This is a genomic window from Pseudomonas sp. 18173 (genome assembly GCF_050432945.1).
In the GTDB taxonomy this organism is placed as follows: Bacteria; Pseudomonadota; Gammaproteobacteria; order Pseudomonadales; family Pseudomonadaceae; genus Aquipseudomonas.
In genome coordinates, this window is record NZ_JBKFTN010000014.1 from 131,755 (window position 1) to 147,691 (window position 15,937).

13 protein-coding genes and 1 pseudogene are annotated in these 15,937 nt (G+C 60.1%); 2 read left to right on the forward strand and 12 right to left on the reverse strand.

The genetic code is table 11. The features are described from left to right. Positions 1–56: 56 nt before the first annotated feature. Complete coding sequence (locus ACLD1X_RS17145) at positions 57–995, forward strand: site-specific integrase (RefSeq protein ID WP_429369618.1); 939 nt, start codon at positions 57–59, stop codon at positions 993–995. A gap of 4 nt (positions 996–999) precedes the next feature. On the opposite strand, the gene ACLD1X_RS17150 is transcribed toward ACLD1X_RS17145, so the two are convergent. The 10 genes and pseudogenes from ACLD1X_RS17150 to ACLD1X_RS17195 form a co-directional block, all read right to left on the reverse strand. Beyond that, positions 1,000–2,070 carry an ABC transporter ATP-binding protein gene (locus tag ACLD1X_RS17150; protein ID WP_429369620.1) on the reverse strand — a complete coding sequence of 357 codons (1,071 nt, stop codon included), beginning with the start codon at positions 2,068–2,070 and terminating at the stop codon, positions 1,000–1,002. Next, positions 2,067–3,665, reverse strand: a complete 1,599-nt coding sequence (locus tag ACLD1X_RS17155; protein ID WP_429369622.1) for an ABC transporter permease — start codon at positions 3,663–3,665, stop codon at positions 2,067–2,069. Before ACLD1X_RS17155 ends, ACLD1X_RS17150 begins: the two co-directional genes overlap by 4 nt. A 3-nt stretch (positions 3,666–3,668) precedes the next feature. Continuing rightward, complete coding sequence (locus ACLD1X_RS17160) at positions 3,669–4,682, reverse strand: iron ABC transporter substrate-binding protein (RefSeq protein WP_429369624.1); 1,014 nt, start codon at positions 4,680–4,682, stop codon at positions 3,669–3,671. Between the two features lie 199 nt (positions 4,683–4,881). Then, a pseudogene (locus tag ACLD1X_RS17165) lies at positions 4,882–5,022 on the reverse strand (ABC transporter ATP-binding protein); the annotation flags it as partial. Positions 5,023–5,093: 71 nt separating this feature from the next. Beyond that, positions 5,094–6,815, reverse strand: a complete 1,722-nt coding sequence (gene arnT / locus ACLD1X_RS17170; RefSeq protein ID WP_429369626.1) for a lipid IV(A) 4-amino-4-deoxy-L-arabinosyltransferase — start codon at positions 6,813–6,815, stop codon at positions 5,094–5,096. Positions 6,816–6,990: 175 nt separating this feature from the next. After that, positions 6,991–7,647: a histidine phosphatase family protein gene (locus ACLD1X_RS17175; RefSeq protein WP_429369628.1), complete on the reverse strand. Its 657-nt coding sequence runs from the start codon at positions 7,645–7,647 to the stop codon at positions 6,991–6,993. Between the two features lie 302 nt (positions 7,648–7,949). Then, positions 7,950–8,507, reverse strand: coding sequence for a PqiC family protein (locus ACLD1X_RS17180; RefSeq protein WP_429369630.1), 558 nt, complete (start codon positions 8,505–8,507; stop codon positions 7,950–7,952). 17 nt (positions 8,508–8,524) lie between these two features. After that, positions 8,525–10,201 (reverse strand): intermembrane transport protein PqiB, encoded by a 1,677-nt coding sequence (locus ACLD1X_RS17185; protein ID WP_429369632.1) that lies wholly within the window; start codon positions 10,199–10,201, stop codon positions 8,525–8,527. Beyond that, positions 10,182–10,838, reverse strand: coding sequence for a paraquat-inducible protein A (locus ACLD1X_RS17190; protein ID WP_429369634.1), 657 nt, complete (start codon positions 10,836–10,838; stop codon positions 10,182–10,184). Before ACLD1X_RS17190 ends, ACLD1X_RS17185 begins: the two co-directional genes overlap by 20 nt. Then, positions 10,835–11,431, reverse strand: a complete 597-nt coding sequence (locus ACLD1X_RS17195; protein ID WP_429369636.1) for a paraquat-inducible protein A — start codon at positions 11,429–11,431, stop codon at positions 10,835–10,837. The genes ACLD1X_RS17190 and ACLD1X_RS17195 overlap by 4 nt, the downstream gene beginning before the upstream one ends. Before the next feature lie 376 nt (positions 11,432–11,807). On the opposite strand from ACLD1X_RS17195, the gene ACLD1X_RS17200 reads away from it, so the two are divergent. Next, positions 11,808–13,460, forward strand: a complete 1,653-nt coding sequence (locus ACLD1X_RS17200) for an arylsulfatase (protein ID WP_429369638.1) — start codon at positions 11,808–11,810, stop codon at positions 13,458–13,460. Between the two features lie 75 nt (positions 13,461–13,535). Here the strand turns inward: ACLD1X_RS17200 and ACLD1X_RS17205 are convergent, their stop codons facing one another. Continuing rightward, the gene (locus ACLD1X_RS17205; RefSeq protein ID WP_429369640.1) at positions 13,536–14,837 is read right to left on the reverse strand and encodes an NAD(P)/FAD-dependent oxidoreductase; all 1,302 of its coding nucleotides are present in this window, start codon (positions 14,835–14,837) and stop codon (positions 13,536–13,538) included. Continuing rightward, the gene (locus ACLD1X_RS17210; protein ID WP_429369642.1) at positions 14,834–15,922 is read right to left on the reverse strand and encodes a polyamine ABC transporter substrate-binding protein; all 1,089 of its coding nucleotides are present in this window, start codon (positions 15,920–15,922) and stop codon (positions 14,834–14,836) included. The genes ACLD1X_RS17205 and ACLD1X_RS17210 overlap by 4 nt, the downstream gene beginning before the upstream one ends. Positions 15,923–15,937 lie beyond the last annotated feature (15 nt).

Consider the following 15,937-nt stretch of genomic DNA (forward strand, 5'->3'; position numbering starts at 1 on the left):
CGTTATTTCATTTCTTAGTTGTTTCATTGAACTGTTTTCATTCAAGGCCGTTTCGTTTGATTGACTTACCTGTACCTGATTCACGCAAACCCCTTACCAACCCGCTGACCCTCTATCTGGCGCGCCTGGCGCCGTCCAGCCAACTGACCATGCGTTATGTGCTGCAGGATGCCGCCGATCGCCTGGGCTTCGAAGACCACGATATCGAGGAGATACCCTGGTACAACTTGCAGCCCGAAGATGTTATCGCACTGGTGGCCACATTGCGTGCCGACGGTTATGCGCCCAATACGTCCTCGCTGTATGTCAATGCGGTGCGCGGGGTGATGAATGAAGCCTGGCGCATGAGCCTGATCTCTCAGGAGCATCTGTTGAAAATGCGTACGGTGAAGGGCATGGCCGGTACCCGGCTGTCCCAGGGGCGCAACCTCAGGCGGACGCTGATTCAGGAACTGATGGCGGTCTGCGCCGCCGATCCGCGGCCGCAGGGCCTGCGGGATGCCGCGATCATCGGGATTCTTTACGGTTCGGGGATGCGCAAGTCCGAATCGGTGAACCTTGAGCTCGACCAGGTCGATTTCACCGAGCGCAGCCTGCGGGTGACGGCCAAGGGCAACAAGCAGTTGATCAAGTACGCCCCGGCCTGGGCTTTCGCCAAGCTGGAGGCGTGGCTTGAGCTGCGCCGTTCGTTGCTCAAGCAAGGTGAGCCGGACGACCCGTTCCTGTTCAACCGCATACGCCGCGGCAGCCATATCACCCGTGAGCGCATCACCAAGCATGCGATCTACTACATCGCCCGGCAAAGGGGCGCGCAAGTCGGGGTGAAAATCATGCCCCACGACTTCCGGCGTTCGTTCATCACCCGGGTGATCGAAGAGCATGACCTGTCGATCGCGCAGAAACTGGCGCACCACAGCAACATCCAGACCACGGCCAACTACGATGTGCGCGACGACAACGAGCGGCGTCGGGCGGTGGACCGATTCGATCTGTGATCGATCACATCTCGCTCAGCACATGGGCGTGGCCAATGGTCGAGACCTGAACCGAACTGCCTGCGGGTGGCGCATACATGCCTGAGCTGCGCACCAGCAGCGATCGACCCGATTGCTCGCGGCTGCTCAACGGTTGGAGCTCCACCGTCAGTGTGCAGGTGTTGCCGCTGAAGTCCCGATCGGTGACCACGGCCCGGCAACCACCGGCTTCCGGGTCACTGGGAAGGATACTGGCCAGTTGCAGTTGTTCGGGGCGCAGCATGATTTGCGCGGACTTGTTGTTGCGGTGGTTGTTGACCGGGATCCGCCCCAGGTCGCAATGGGCCCAACCGGCCTCGATGCGCGCGGGCATGACCACGGCATCGCCAAGGAACAGGGCGGTCTGTTCGTCTTCGGGATAGCGGTACAGGTCCAGCGGATGGCCTGACTGGACCAGCCGGCCATGGCGCATCACCGCCAACTGGTCGGCGAACGACAGGGCTTCGCTCTGGTCATGGGTGACCAGAATGGTGGTGACGCCCGCGTCTTCCAGCAGCCTGGCAACCATCTTGCGCATTGCTGCGCGCAATCCGGTGTCGAGCGCCGAGAACGGTTCGTCCAGCAGCATCAGCCGCGGCTGCTGCGCCAACGCCCGGGCCAGGGCCACTCGCTGTTGCTGGCCGCCGGACAATTCGTGAGGCCAGCGCTGGGCCATTTTCGCGTCCAGCGCCACGCTGTCCATCAGTTCAGCGACTCGCTGGTGTTTTTCAGTACCCTTGGTGGACAAGCCGAAGCCGATGTTCGCCGCCACGGTCATGTGCGGGAACAGTGCGCCGTCCTGCGGCACGTAGCCGATCAGGCGCTGATGGGCGGGCACTTCGTGAGTACCGTCGACCAGAGTCTGGCCATTGAGCGAAAGACGCCCGGAATCGGGGAATTCGAAGCCGGCAATCATGCGCAGCAACGTGGTTTTGCCGGAGCCGGAGGGGCCGACGATGACCGTACGGCTGCCGCTGGGCACCGACAGGCTGACGTTGTCCAGCGCGCAATGGGCGCCATAGGACTTGTAGAGGGCATTCAATTCAAGAGTGTTCATCGGCCAGCCGTTTTTTTCGATTGGTGATAAAGAAGTCCGGTCAGCGGAAGCGACAGCACAACCATCAATAAGGCGTAGGGCGCAGCAGCGGCATAATCGATTTCGCTGGTCATGGCCCAGAATCCGGTTGCCAGCGTGCGCGTGCCGTTAGGGGCCAGCAGCAGGGTGGCGGTCAGTTCGTTGGTGATGGCCAGGAATACCAGTGCCGCACCGGCGGCGGCTCCCGGCGCGGCCAGGCGCAAGGTGATCAGCCACAGGGCCCGGGCCGGCGAGCGGCCAAGGCTGCGGGCGATGTTTTCCAGTTCCACCGGGGCCTGGGCAATGCCTGCGCGCAGGCTCACCAGGGCGCGGGGCAAGAACATCAGCAGGTACGCCAGCAGCACAGTGAAGGTGGTCTGGTAAATCGGCCGGGCAAAATGGATGGTGACCGTCACCAGCGCCAGCGCCACGATAATTCCGGGCAAGGAACTGGTGATGTAGTTGCAGCTTTCCAGTACCCGTTGCATTCGGCCCGGGTAACGGATCGACAGCCAGGCAATCGGGATCGCCGCGCAGGTGGTCAGCGCCGCGCCGGCGACGCCCAGTAGCAGGGTCTGCTCGAGTGCGGGCAACAACTCGGCCATGTCCCAGACTTCCACACCGCCGGCGATGAGCCATTTGCCGAGGGTGATCAGTGGGACACCCAGGGCCAGGGCGCAGGTGACGATTTGCAGGGCCAACGACAGCAGTGTTGAAGTCGGTTTCAGGGCGACTACCCGTTGTTCCCGGGCGCTTCCCGAACCGACGCGCGCGTAACGTGCGGAACCCCGGGCGGCGGATTCGGCCGTCAACATTGCCAGGCAGCACAGCGCCAGCACGCTGGCCAGCATGTGCGCCGCTGCGCCGTTGAAGGTCGACTTGAACTGATCGAAGATCGCGGTGGTAAAGGTGTCGAAGCGGATCATGGCATACAGGCCATATTCGGCCAGCAGGTGCAGACCGACCAGCAAGGCACCGCCGCAGATGGCCAGGCGCAGTTGCGGCAACACCACGCGGAAAAACACTTTCCAGGGTTTGAGCCCCATGGACTCGGCGACGTCTTCGATGGCCGGATCCAGTCGGCGCAAGGTGGCCGCCACCGGCAAATACAGGAACGGGAAGTAGGCGATGACCGAGACCAGGACACCGGCAAACAAGCCGTGAATCGGTGGCACCAGGCTGACCCAGGCATAGCTGTGAACGAACGCAGGCACCGCCAGCGGTGCGGTGGCCAGCAACGACCACCAACGCCGTCCCGGCAAATTCGTGCGCTCCGTGAGCCACGCCAGTGTCACCCCCAGCGCCACGCACAAGGGAATCGTCAGCAGCACCAGCAACACGGTGTTGACCAGCAGTTCACCCACCCGGGGGCGGAACACCAGGGTCACCACGGTTGACCAGCCTGTCTGCAGGGACACGCCAATAACGTAAGCGATCGGTAGCAGTGCCAGTAAGGAAACCAGCACCGACAAACCGATCACCCATACACCGCCACGTCCCGCAAAGACTCCGCGGGATCGTCGACGCAATGGTGTGGGTGTCGCCTCGGCGACACCCACAGGCAGGGTTTCAGGCATCAATTAGAGCAGTCCGGCCTGTGTCATCAGCTCCACGGCTTTTTTACTGTCGAGTTTCGAAGCATCGACAGTCGGCGCATCGAGTTGCTGCAAAGGCACCAGTTTAGGGTTGGATTCAGCATTCTTGCCCACGGCGTACTCGAACGACTTGCCGTTTTTCAGCACGGCCTGGCCATCCTTGCCGGTAATGTATTTGAGAAACGCCTGGGCTTGTTCTTTGTGTTTGCTGGAAGCGAGGACGCCGCCGCCGGAGATGCTAACAAAAGCGCCGGGATCTTTGTGCTTGAAATAGTGCAGGGCGGTGTTTTTGCTGTTTTCGCCAGTCTTGGACTGATCCACGAGGCTGTAATAGTGGTAGATCACGCCGCTGTCGATCTGCCCGGCATTCACCGCCTTGAGCACGGAGCTGTTGCCACGGTAGTTGGCGTAGTTGGTTTTCATCGCTTTGAGCCAGTCCAGCGTGGCGGCTTCACCCTTTTGTTCGAGGATGGCGGCGACGATGGCCTGGAAGTCGGCACCGCCTGGCGAGGCGGCCCAGCGACCTTTCCAGCTTGGATCGGCCAGGTCCATGATCGATTTCGGCAGATTGGCTGCAGGCAGTTTGCTCGGGTTGTACACAAACACCGTGGAGCGCGCGGCAATCCCGACCCATTTGCCGTGGGCTGGACGGTAGGCGGAGTCAACCTGCTCCAGCGTGCCTTTGTCGACCGGCGTAAACAGCCCGGCGTTGTCGACCAGGACCATGGCCGGGGAGTTTTCGGTCAGGAACACGTCCGCCGGAGAGGCCGCGCCTTCCTGCACGATCTGGTTGCCCATCTCGGTGTCGTCGCCGTTGCGCAAGGTGACGGGAATACCGGTCTCTTGGGTAAAACCCTCGACCCAGGCCTTGGTCAGGCCTTCGTGTTGCGCGTTGTACACCACGATGCCGACGGAGTCAGCTGCATAAACCTGGCCGGCGCTCAACAAAGCGGTGGCCAGCAGGGCCTTTTTCAAGAACGAAGGGATGTTGGGAATCATTCTGCGGGCTGCTCCTGGTGCATTTTTTGAAAAAATCATGGGTATTGAATCGCCTGTAAACCAATGCGAATCATTTGCATATTTTGAGTTGCAGGGAATCTAGAGATCCAAATGAGAAAATAACGTCAAAAAAACCGTTAATACATGTAATTTTCATTCAGATTAGCAGCACTGGGCCCACTGTGGCTCGACTCGTCGATCAAACGATGTCGTCGATCAGGATATGACGCTGCTCCCGGCCGCATTTTGTCGTGCCTTTGGCGATGATCAATACCTGATCGGCAAAGCGTAGCGCCTGATTCAGGTCATGGTTGGCGCTGATCACGATTGTCAATCGCTTCGAGGGCACCCGGCACAAACGAAAAAACCCGAGAGGCCGGTTTGGCCACTCGGGTTTTTTCGTCTCGGCTATCAGGGCTGGGTTTGCGGGAAGATCAGGACCTGCAGGTTGCCGCGCTGATAACGCTTGCCGTCGGTGGGCAACGCCTCGACTTCCTGGATCTCATCGACGCTGTTGACCCTCATCACCACCCCGACCGAGCCTTTTTTACGTGCCTCGGTCATCCATCGCCCGACATCTTCGCTGGTCACTTTGCGCGAGGCTGCGGCCGGATCCGAGAGGCCGTACTTGAGCTCGCCGACGACATTGTAGAGCGCCACCTCCGGTCGCCGGGTCAGCCACGACAAGGCCGAGGCCGCACCCAGGTCGTTGCTCAGCAGCGAGGTGGTCTGGTTCAGGCTGTCCAGGTGTTCGGCGATAAACCGGTCAGGCATCTTGCTGTCGACAATCCGGCCCGGCATGGCGGCAGGCAGCAGCGCCACCAGCAGCCAGATGCCGAGGGCCGGCATCGCCCATAAGGTCAATGGCCGCAGGATTTGCAAGGCGTTGGCGATGATCCAGCCCAGCAGTACGATGAACCCCAGGGACAGGCTGAACATCTCGGTGTTTTCGAAAATCTCTTTTCTCAGTTGCAGGTACAGCAAGGCAACCAGGGCCACCGTGGCGATGACGACGTTGAGCCAGCCGTTGACGCGAATCGTCCGTCCCCGTGCCTGTTGCAGCAGGCCGGTCAGCGCATGGCCCATCAGCAGCGCCAGCGGCAACAGGCACGGCATGATGTAGGTCGGCAACTTGCCGCTGCTCATGCTGAAAATCGCCAGTGGCAACAACAGCCACAGCAGGAGAAAACCGCTGACCGGCTGACGCTTGTCGTTCCAGGCCTGGATGAACGTTGTCGGCAACAGCGCGGCCCAGGGCAGGGCGGACACGACCAGCATCGGCAGGTAGAACCACCATGGACGGGCGTGCTGCGCATTGTCGGCGGCGAAGCGGCGTACGTGCTCGTTCCAGAAGAAGAAATTCCAGAAATCCGGTTCCTGATGGTGAATGGCCAATGCCCAGGGCAAGCAGACGGCCGCGGCGATCACGACAGCCAGTGGCCCGTAACGCAACAGCTCGCCGATGCGGCGCTGCCAGAGCATGTAGGGCAGGGCGATCACCGCCGGCAGCAGCCAGGCCAGGAAACCCTTGGTCATGAAGCCCATGCCGCAGGCGATACCCAGCACCGCCCAGGATCCCAGGCGGGCGCGAGGGGTGCGGCTGTCGATGGCAAACCACAGAGAAACCAGGCTCAGGTTGACCCAGAGAGTGAACTGCGGGTCGAGGTTGGCGTACCCGGCCTGGCCGGCAATCAGCCCGAAGCTCATGTACAACAGTGCGCAGGCAAAGCTTTTGCGCGGATCGCCCCAGAAGCGGCGGGCAATCAACCAGGTCAGCCACACGCTCAGCCCGGTACTCAGCGCTGAAGCGATGCGCACCCCGAACAGGTTGTCGCCAAACACGGCCTGACCGATGGCGATCATCCAGTACCCGGCAATCGGCTTCTCGAAATAACGCAGGCCCATGAAGTGCGGCGAGATCCAGTTCCCGCCCTGCAGCATTTCCTGGCTGACCTGGGCGTAACGGGTTTCATCGGGAATCCACAGGCTGTGGCTCATCAGCGGCAGCAAGTAGAACGCAATGAACGCCAACAGCAGCGCGAGGAGCATCCAGCGTTCATTGGCAGGCGCCGTTGGAGTGTGCAGGCGGGAAGAATGGCCAGCGAAATCTGGCAATGGCTGATTTGACGTCATGTCTCGACCTTGGCGCTGAGATGGCTGTTTGAAGTGTGATGTGCAACTTGCAAGAGAGAAAATCGGAATGATATTGAACGGCGAGAAGTTCAATCACACTTCTCGCTATTCTGTTCAGGTTTTATTCAGTCCATATTGAATCAACTTGTTACTAAAGTTTTCGATACCTGATGATTCAATTTTTTTCTTGCAGCAGGGTCTTCCAGTCCTCGGCATTCACAATGCCGAGCACTTGCAGTTGGCCAGTGCCATCGATATGGACAAACAACGAACTGGTGTACTCGGCGTCCTTCGCCGCATGTCTCATGCCTGTCTGTTTTTCAAAGTCGGCGATGCAACCGCTGTGGGTCACCAGCACCAGATTGCGATGGGCCACCTTGTGCGCCACGACATCGTTGCGCAGGGTCGTACCGCAGGTGGCGAGCCACTCCTGGGTCCGTGGGTCGCTGTTGAACATGTAATGAGCGGTCTGCACGGTGCGCGTGACCGGGCTGGTCAGGATGTCGGTCTGCGCCAGGCCCAGGTGCGCCAGGCCCTGGCCGACTCCGGCGGCCGCTTCACTGCCGATACGGGTAATGCCGTCAGCCGGGCCCAGGCAAGGGTTGCTGGAACGGTCGCAGCGCTCGGCATGACGCACCAGCACCGCAATCTCGCCGGCGTTCCATTGTTGCTGCAATTGGGCCCGGGCTTGCGCGCCTTCCTGAGCCAGGTTGGCCGGTGTCTTGGGCCACAGGACAAAACCGGCAACCAGTACGGCAACGGTCAGTGCCCCCATGGCCACGACCGATTTGGACAGGCGCGAAGTTGTTTTACGCGAAACGGAGTTGACCAAGTTTGTCCACCAGTTGGAGCGCCGTGGAAGTGCTGTTAAACAAAACCTGAAACAGCGCGAAAAATGACCGCCGAGACCAGGTTCAGCGAATTAACTGCAGCCCACGTTAAAGCTGCACAGCTGTCAAAACGGTGAAAGGAATGTGAAAAATTTGCAGAGGGGATTCCAGCAGCCAATTAGTTTGTTACTGGGAATTGTTATCTATTGCTTTGGCGTGGAATGAAAGTGGGAAACAGCGAGGACGTATGGGATGGAACTAACGGCGAACCTGTCGCCGTTAGTCCGGGAGGCGGGAAAGCCGATCAGGGCGAAGGGCAGTTCGCCTGGGGTCGGGTGGCCGCCTGGCTGATCAGCGCGGCCAGGCGTTTGACGTTGTTTTGCTGGGCAAGCACCAGCTCGTCGATGCTCGCGCCAGACGGCGTTTGCAAGGTGCTGCGGCAAATCACCCGTTCAGTGTCGCCTGTGCCGGCGCTGCGCAGGCGCCATTTCACGTCCATCAACGCGTATTGACCGGGAACCGAGTCAAAACGCTGCACATCGACCCGCACTGAATACTTGCCTTGTACCGGACTGTTGCTCAATTGATCGGCCAGCGCACTGCGCAATTCGTCTACGAGGTTCGCGCCCCACCATTGGGTTTCCAGGATCGCCAGGCCACTGTTGCCCTGGCGGATGACGATCTGCGCACGATCGACCTGGGGCGGCACGCTGAGCGTCTCGATCTGAATCACCCCGACGCTGGTCCTCGAATGATCGCCTGACTGGGCCGGGGTCAGGGTGTGGAACTGAATCGGGTCACTGCGGCAGGCGACGAGCAGCAACATCGCAGCGACCAGGGTTAACTTCAGCGGAAAAGCCATGGGTGATGCTCCTGTGTTCAATTGCGCGGTGGCCCTTGCAGGTCAACGGGTGCGGCATTGTTCGGACGGCCGCGGACCAGCGATTCCGGATGCCGTCCCAAGTAATCGGCAAGATCACGCAAGGATCTCGACGTGCGTCCCAGTTCATCCAGGGTCTGCCCCAGTTTTTCCCGTTGTGGCGAGTCCTCGGCCAGGGTCGAACTGGCCGATTGCAGGGTCGAATTGGCCGTTTGCAGGGTCTTGCTGACGTCCGACAAGGTCGTTTGCACGCCAGGCAAGACTTTGCCGTTGAATTGCATCATGCCTTTGCGCAGTTCAACGAGATTGCCATCGAGGTTGCCGGCGATACGCTCGATCGGCAGTTTGTTGATCTTGTCGACCATGGATTCGAGTTTTTCCTGCAATTGCTCGAGGCTGCCCGGAATGGTCGGGATGACGACCGGGCGTGCGTTTGCATCGAAAGCGACTTTTTCTGCCTTGGGGTAGAAATCCAGGGAGATGTACAACTGGCCAGTCAGGAAGTTACCGGTGCGGGCCTGGGCCCGCAGGCCGTTGTCGATAAAGGTGCCCATCAGGCGTATCCCCCCGGCTTCGTCATTGGGATCATGATTGAGCGCCTTGATCATCTTGACGTGGGCCTGGCCCAGGCGTTGCGGGTAGATCACGATGCCGACGTTGACCGGAAAGGAACGTTTTTTCTCGTCGTAATCCAGATTGACCGCCACCACCTTGCCGATTTCCACGCCGAGGAACTCCACCGGAGCATCGACCTTGAGTCCGCGCAGTGCCTGGTCGAATCGCATGCTCAGGTACTGCGGCTTGCCGTTTGGCGGGGCGAGGGCGGTCTGTTGGTCGTCGAACAGCTCGTAGGCATATTCCGCCGCAGCCGGTTTATCGTTGGGGCTGTAGTCTGGCGCGCGGAAGGCAATGCCGCCCACCAGCAAGGACGACAGCGATTCGGTCTTGACCGCGAATCCGTTGGCACCGACGTTCACGTCAATGCCGCTGGCGTTCCAGAAGCGGGTGTTCTCGGTGACGTACTTGTCATTGGGGGCATGGATGAACAGTTCGATGTTCACACCCTTGCCGTCCGGGTCCAGGGCGTAGGCCACCACCTGACCCACCGGGATCTTGCGGTAGTAAACCGGAGAACCGATATCCAGCGACCCCAGGTCCTGCGTGAACAGGGTGAAACGCTTGCCCGGCTCGCCGTAAGTGATGGGCGGCGGGTTTTCCAGCCCCTTGAAGTTTTTCGCGCGGCCGTTGGCCTGGCCGATATCGGCACCGATGTAATCGCCCGACAGCAGCGTATCGATACCCGATACACCGCCTGCGCCAATGCGCGGGCGCACGACCCAGAACTGTGAGTCCTCGCGGGTAAAGCTTTCGGCTTGCTTGGCCAGTTTGATGGTGGCGTTGACACTCTTCTGGTCATTGCTCAATTCCACATCGGAGACATGACCGATCACCACGTTACGGTACTTGACCTCGGTTTTATTCGCGGTCAGGCCGTCCCCGGTCTTGAACGTGACAACGATGGTCGGGCCTTCCTGCAGCATGCTGTGTACCACCAGCGAAATACCCACCAGCACCGCGACGATCGGGACGATCCAGACCAGCGAAACACTGAAGCGGCGGGTCTTGATCGGCGCCGGCCCGGGGGCGTGCGGCCCGTCAGTGGCTTGTGACTTCATCCGTGACCTCCTCATTGTGTGGATTTTCCCGTTCTTTATCCCAGATCATGCGTGGATCGAAACTCATGGCCGAGAGCATGGTGAACACCACGACCAGCCCGAAAAACAGAATGCCCGGCCGCGGTTCGATGTCGGCCAGGGCCTGGAATTTAACCAGCGAGGCCACCAGGGCGACCACGATCACGTCGAGCATCGACCAGTAGCCGATGACTTCGACGAAGCGGTACAGCTTCGAGCGCTCTACACGTGCCCACTCACTGTCGCGGTGTACGGTAACCAGCAGCAAGGTGATGGCGACGAACTTGACGCCGGGCACCGCGATACTGGCAATGAAAATGATCAGGGCAATGTCCCAGGCCCCGGCTTCCCAGAATTCCAGCACGCCGCTCATGATTGTGCTGTCGGCCCCGTTGCCGACCATTTCGGTGTTCATCACCGGCAGCAGATTGGCCGGGATGTAAAACACCAGGGCGGCGATCATGTAGGCCCAGGTCCTGGCCAGCGAGTTGGTTTTGCGTCGGTGCAAAGGTGCGCCGCAGCGTTCGCATTCGTGAGGCTCGCCAGTCATGTCACAAGCCAGCCCACAGCTGTGGCACAGGCACAGGTTGAGTTCGTCGGCGTACGGAGGCGTGCTCATACAATGTCCCATAGGTCGCGGATATCGCGCCCGGCGATGCGGATCATCATCAGGCTCAGCACTGCCAGGGCAAACAGCCCTATACCCGGCAGCACATCAAGCAGTCCGGCGAGTTTGATCACGGCGACCATGGCCCCCAGCAGGCAGACTTCGAGCATGCTCCAGGGCCGCAAGGCTTCCAGCCAGCGCATGCAGAATTTGAACCCGGGCGAGCGTTGCCGGGCGAGGGCGAAGCCCAGCACCCAGATCAGCAGCATCAACTGGAAGATCGGCGCGATGATCATGGCGATCGCCGCCACCATGGCGATGAACGTGATGGGCCCCAGGCTCAGGGCCAGCACCGAGTCCCACAGGGTTGCACTGTTTTTCATGCCTTTGAGGCTGATGCTCATCACCGGATAGAAATTGGTGAACAGCCATAGCATCAATGCCGCGAAGGTCAGCGCAAGACGCTGTTCGACCGTAAGGCCGTTATAGCGTTGAAGCACGCCGCCGCAGCGCGTACACAGGGTTTTCTGATGTTTTGCGAGCGTTACTTTCTGGTACACGCTGTCGCAGTGCTCGCAGATGATCAGTTGATCAGTAGTTGCCATGGGCCAGGCTCAACAGAAGGCGGGAAATTCAGAGCACCCCCTCAATATAGAAGTGCCTTGCAATTGAGCAAATCGAAAGTCGAAACGCAGACGCTACCAGCAGCCTTGCGGGTGATTCGATCCACGGTACTTCATGAAGCGAAGTAAGCGACGAACGACTTTGAATTCCACGCCTGCGTTGTGCGCAATGAAAATAACCGTACTAGGCTGTCTCGGGTGCCTTGAGTAGCGACGGGAGTGCTGTTGTCTGGTCAGTTGAACTCCTGAAACTAAGCAAGGGGCATGGTTTTGGGGGCAACTCACCAAGGTCCGGTCGTGGATTACTTTGCAATAAGTAGCCGGCCATAAGGACCCGTCCCGAAAAAGGATGGTCGCCATGAAACGATTTTCTCATCGCTCAAGGCTCTACATTGCTTGTTCATTGCTGATAGCGCTTAACGGTTTTGCCCAGGCTGCTCAATCAGAAAAGCCCAATATCCTGTTCATCGTGTCCGATGACACCGGCTACGGTGATCTGGGCCCGTATGGTGGCGGTGTTGGCCGTGGCATGCCGACACCCAGCATCGACCAACTGGCCGCTGAAGGCACAACCTTTTATTCGTTCTACGCGCAACCGAGTTGCACGCCCGGTCGCGCCGCCATGCAAACCGGGCGTATCCCGAATCGCAGCGGCATGACCACCGTGGCCTTCCAGGGCCAGGGCGGCGGTTTGCCAGCCGCGGAATGGACACTGGCTTCGGTGCTCAAGACCGGTGGTTACGAGACCTACTTCACCGGCAAGTGGCATCTGGGTGAAGCCGACTATGCACTGCCCAATGCCCAGGGTTATGACGTGATGAAGTACGTTGGCCTCTATCACCTCAATGCCTACACCTACGCAGACCCGACGTGGTTCCCCGACATGGACCCGGAAACCCGTGCGATGTTTACCCAGGTCACCAAGGGTGCACTCTCGGGCAAGGCCGGGGAGAAGGCGGTCGAAGAGTTCAAGATCAATGGCCAGTATGTCGATACACCCGTTGTCGACGGCAAACCTGGCGTGGTCGGGATTCCGTTCTTCGACAGCTATGTCGAGAAAGCCGCGCTGGAGTTCCTCGACACCGCCGCCAAATCAGACAAGCCGTTCTTCATCAACGTCAACTTCATGAAGGTGCACCAACCGAACCTGCCGGCACCGGAGTTCGTGCACAAGTCGATATCCAAGTCCAAGTACGCCGACTCGGTGGTGGAGCTGGATACGCGAATCGGTCATATCATGGACAAGCTCAAGGCACTGGGCCTGGATAAGAACACACTGGTGGTCTACACCACCGACAATGGCGCCTGGCAGGACGTTTACCCGGATGCCGGCTACACGCCTTTCCGTGGCACCAAGGGCACCGTACGCGAAGGTGGTAACCGGGTCCCTGCGATCATGGCCTGGCCCGGAAAGATCAAGCCGAACGCCAAGAACCACGACATTCTCGGCGGCCTCGACTTGATGGCGACATTCGCTTCGGTAGCGGGTATCAAGTTGCCGGAGAAGGATCGCGAAGGCCAGCCGATCCTCTTCGACAGCTACGACATGACCCCCGTGATCACCGGCACGGGTCCCGACCCACGAAAAGAGTGGTTCTACTTCACCGAAAACGAGTTGTCGCCGGGGGCGGTCCGTGTGGGCAACTACAAGGCCGTGTTCAACCTGCGTGGCGACGATGGTGCCCAAACCGGTGGCTTGGCCGTGGACACCAACCAGGGCTGGAAAGGTGCCACCAAGTACGTGGCGACGGTGCCTCAGGTCTTCGATTTGTATCAAGACCCACAGGAACGCTATGACATCTTCATGAGTAACGTCACCGAGCGTACCTGGACGATGGTGCCGATCAGTCAGGCAATCAACAAGCTCATGCAGACCTACATCAAATACCCGCCCCGCAAGATGCAAAGCATGACCTATGACGGGCCGATCGAATTGTCCAAGTATCAGAAGTTCCAGTCGGTCCGGGAGGATTTGCAGAAAGAGGGCATTACCATTCCGATGCCTCAATAGGTGCGTCGCTGCGGTCTCTTGACGTTGCCGGGATGCCTGAGGCGAGGGCCTTTCCTCACCTCAGGCGTTCGGTGGTCAGCCAAGCATTTCCCGCATCCGATACCAGAACATGCCCAGGGCCAGCAGTGGCGAGCGCAGGGCGCGGCCGCCGGGGAAGGTCATGTGCGGCACGGCGCTGAACACGTCGAAGCCTTTGCTGTGGCCGGCATGGATCGCTTCGCCCAACAGCCTGGCGCACCAGTGAGTCACGTTCAGGCCATGGCCGGAGTAACCCTGGGCGTAGTACACGTTGGGGTGCTGGCTCAAGCGCCCGACCTGCGGGAAGCGGTTGGCCGAGATGCCAATCATGCCGCCCCACTGATAATCGATGCGCACATTGGCCAGCTGCGGGAAGACCTTGAGCATGTGCGGGCGCATGTAGGCAGCGATGTCCGAAGGGTCGCGCCCGGAGTAATGGCAGGCACCGCCGAACAACAAACGCCGGTCAGCCGAGAGCCGGTAGTAGTCCAGGCCGACTTTCTGGTCGCACAAGGCGACGTTGTGAGGGATCAGTTGCCTGGCGGCGTCTTCTGACAGGGGTTCGGTGGCGATGATGTAGCTGCCCGCCGGGAGCACTTTGCCACTGAGCTTCGGTTCAAGCTCTTCCAGATGGGCATTGCAGGCCAGCACCAGCGTCCCCGCACGCACAGTGCCGCCTTTGCAGCGCACTTGCACGGTGCTGCCGTGGATCAGCTCCAGCACCGGGCTCTGTTCGAAGATCTGCACGCCAAGGGACTCGGCGACCTGCGCTTCGCCGAGAGCCAGGTTCAGCGGATGCAGGTGGCCCGAGCCCATGTCCACCAGGCCGCCGGCGTAAACGCTGGAGTTCACCACGTGCTCGCGGATCTGGCCGGGTTCGATCAAGCGGGTTTCATGGGCGTAACCGGACTCCAGCAGTTCGGCGTGCTCGGCCTTCAACCCGGCAAAGTGCGCCGGGGTGTTGGCCAGTTCGCAGAAGCCCCAGCGCAGGTCGCAATCAATGCCGTGCTCGCGGATGCGATTGGCCACGACCTGCACCGATTCGACCCCGGACTGTTCCAGGTACTGCACCCCTTCGGTGCCCACATGCCGGGCAAAGCCGCTGACGTCATGACCGATGCCGCGAATCAACTGGCCGCCGTTGCGCCCGCTGGCGCCCCAGCCAATCCGCCGGGCCTCCAGCAGGACCACCGAGAGCCCGCGCTGGGCCAGTTCGATGGCGGTGTTGATACCGGTGAAACCCGCGCCGACCACGCAGACATCGGCCACTAGGTCCGAGGCCAGCGCGGGACGCTGCCTCATGCCCTTGGCGGATGCTGCGTAATAGGAGAGGGTGTGTTCCTTGGTGTACTGATTCATTTGTTGGACTTCACTTTGCTCCACGAGCGGGTCATCAGGCGCATGATCGACTGCGGCGGCGTGGTGGAGATGTAGAGTTTGTCGAGGACTGCCTGGGACGGATAAACCTCGGGATTGCTGACCAGCTCAGGGTCCATGTACTGCTTGGCGGCCGGATTCGGGTTGGCATAACCGACCGACGCGCTGACCTTGGCGATCACTTGCGGGTCCAGCAGGTAGTTGATGAAGGCGTGGGCTTCTTTCGGATTGCTGGCGTCGGCGGGGATGGCCAGCAGGTCGAACCACAGGTTGGCGCCTTCCTTGGGAATGGCGTAGGCGATGTTCACGCCGTTCTTGGCTTCCTTGGCGCGGTTGGCGGCCTGGAACACGTCACCCGAGTAACCGAACGCCACGCAGATGTCGCCGTTGGCCAGGTCCGACACGTACTTGGAGGAGTGGAAGTAGGTGATGTAAGGGCGGATCTGCAACAGCTTGGCTTCGGCCTTCTTGAAGTCCTCGGGGTTTTCGCTGCGCGGGTCCATGCCCATGTAGTTGAGGATCGCCGGGAACACTTCGTCCGCCGAGTCCATCATCGACACGCCGCAGGCGCTCAGCTTCTTGATGTTTTCCGGTTCGAACAGCACGGCCCAGGAATCGATGTGATCGATGCCCAGCACCTGCTTGACCTTGTCGACGTTATAACCGATGCCGTTGGTACCCCACAGGTACGGCACCGAATGCGCGTTGCCCGGATCGTTTTTCTCCAGCAGCGCCAGCAGTTTCGGGTCAAGGTTGGTGAAATTCTGCAGTTGCTCGCGATCGAGCTTGAGGAACGCGCCGGCCTTTACCTGGCGGGCGAGGAAGTGGTTCGACGGCACCACCACGTCATACCCGGTACGCCCGGCAAGCAGTTTGCCTTCCAGGGTTTCGTTGGAATCGAATACGTCGTAGATCACCTTGATCCCGGTTTTGGCCTGGAAGTCGGCGAGGGTGGTTTCGCCGATGTAGTCGGTCCAGTTGTAGACACTGACCTGTGCCTGAGCCTGAACACCGGCACTGAACAGCGCTGCCAGCGCGAGCGGGACCATGGATTTCAATAGACGCATATCGACACCTCTTCG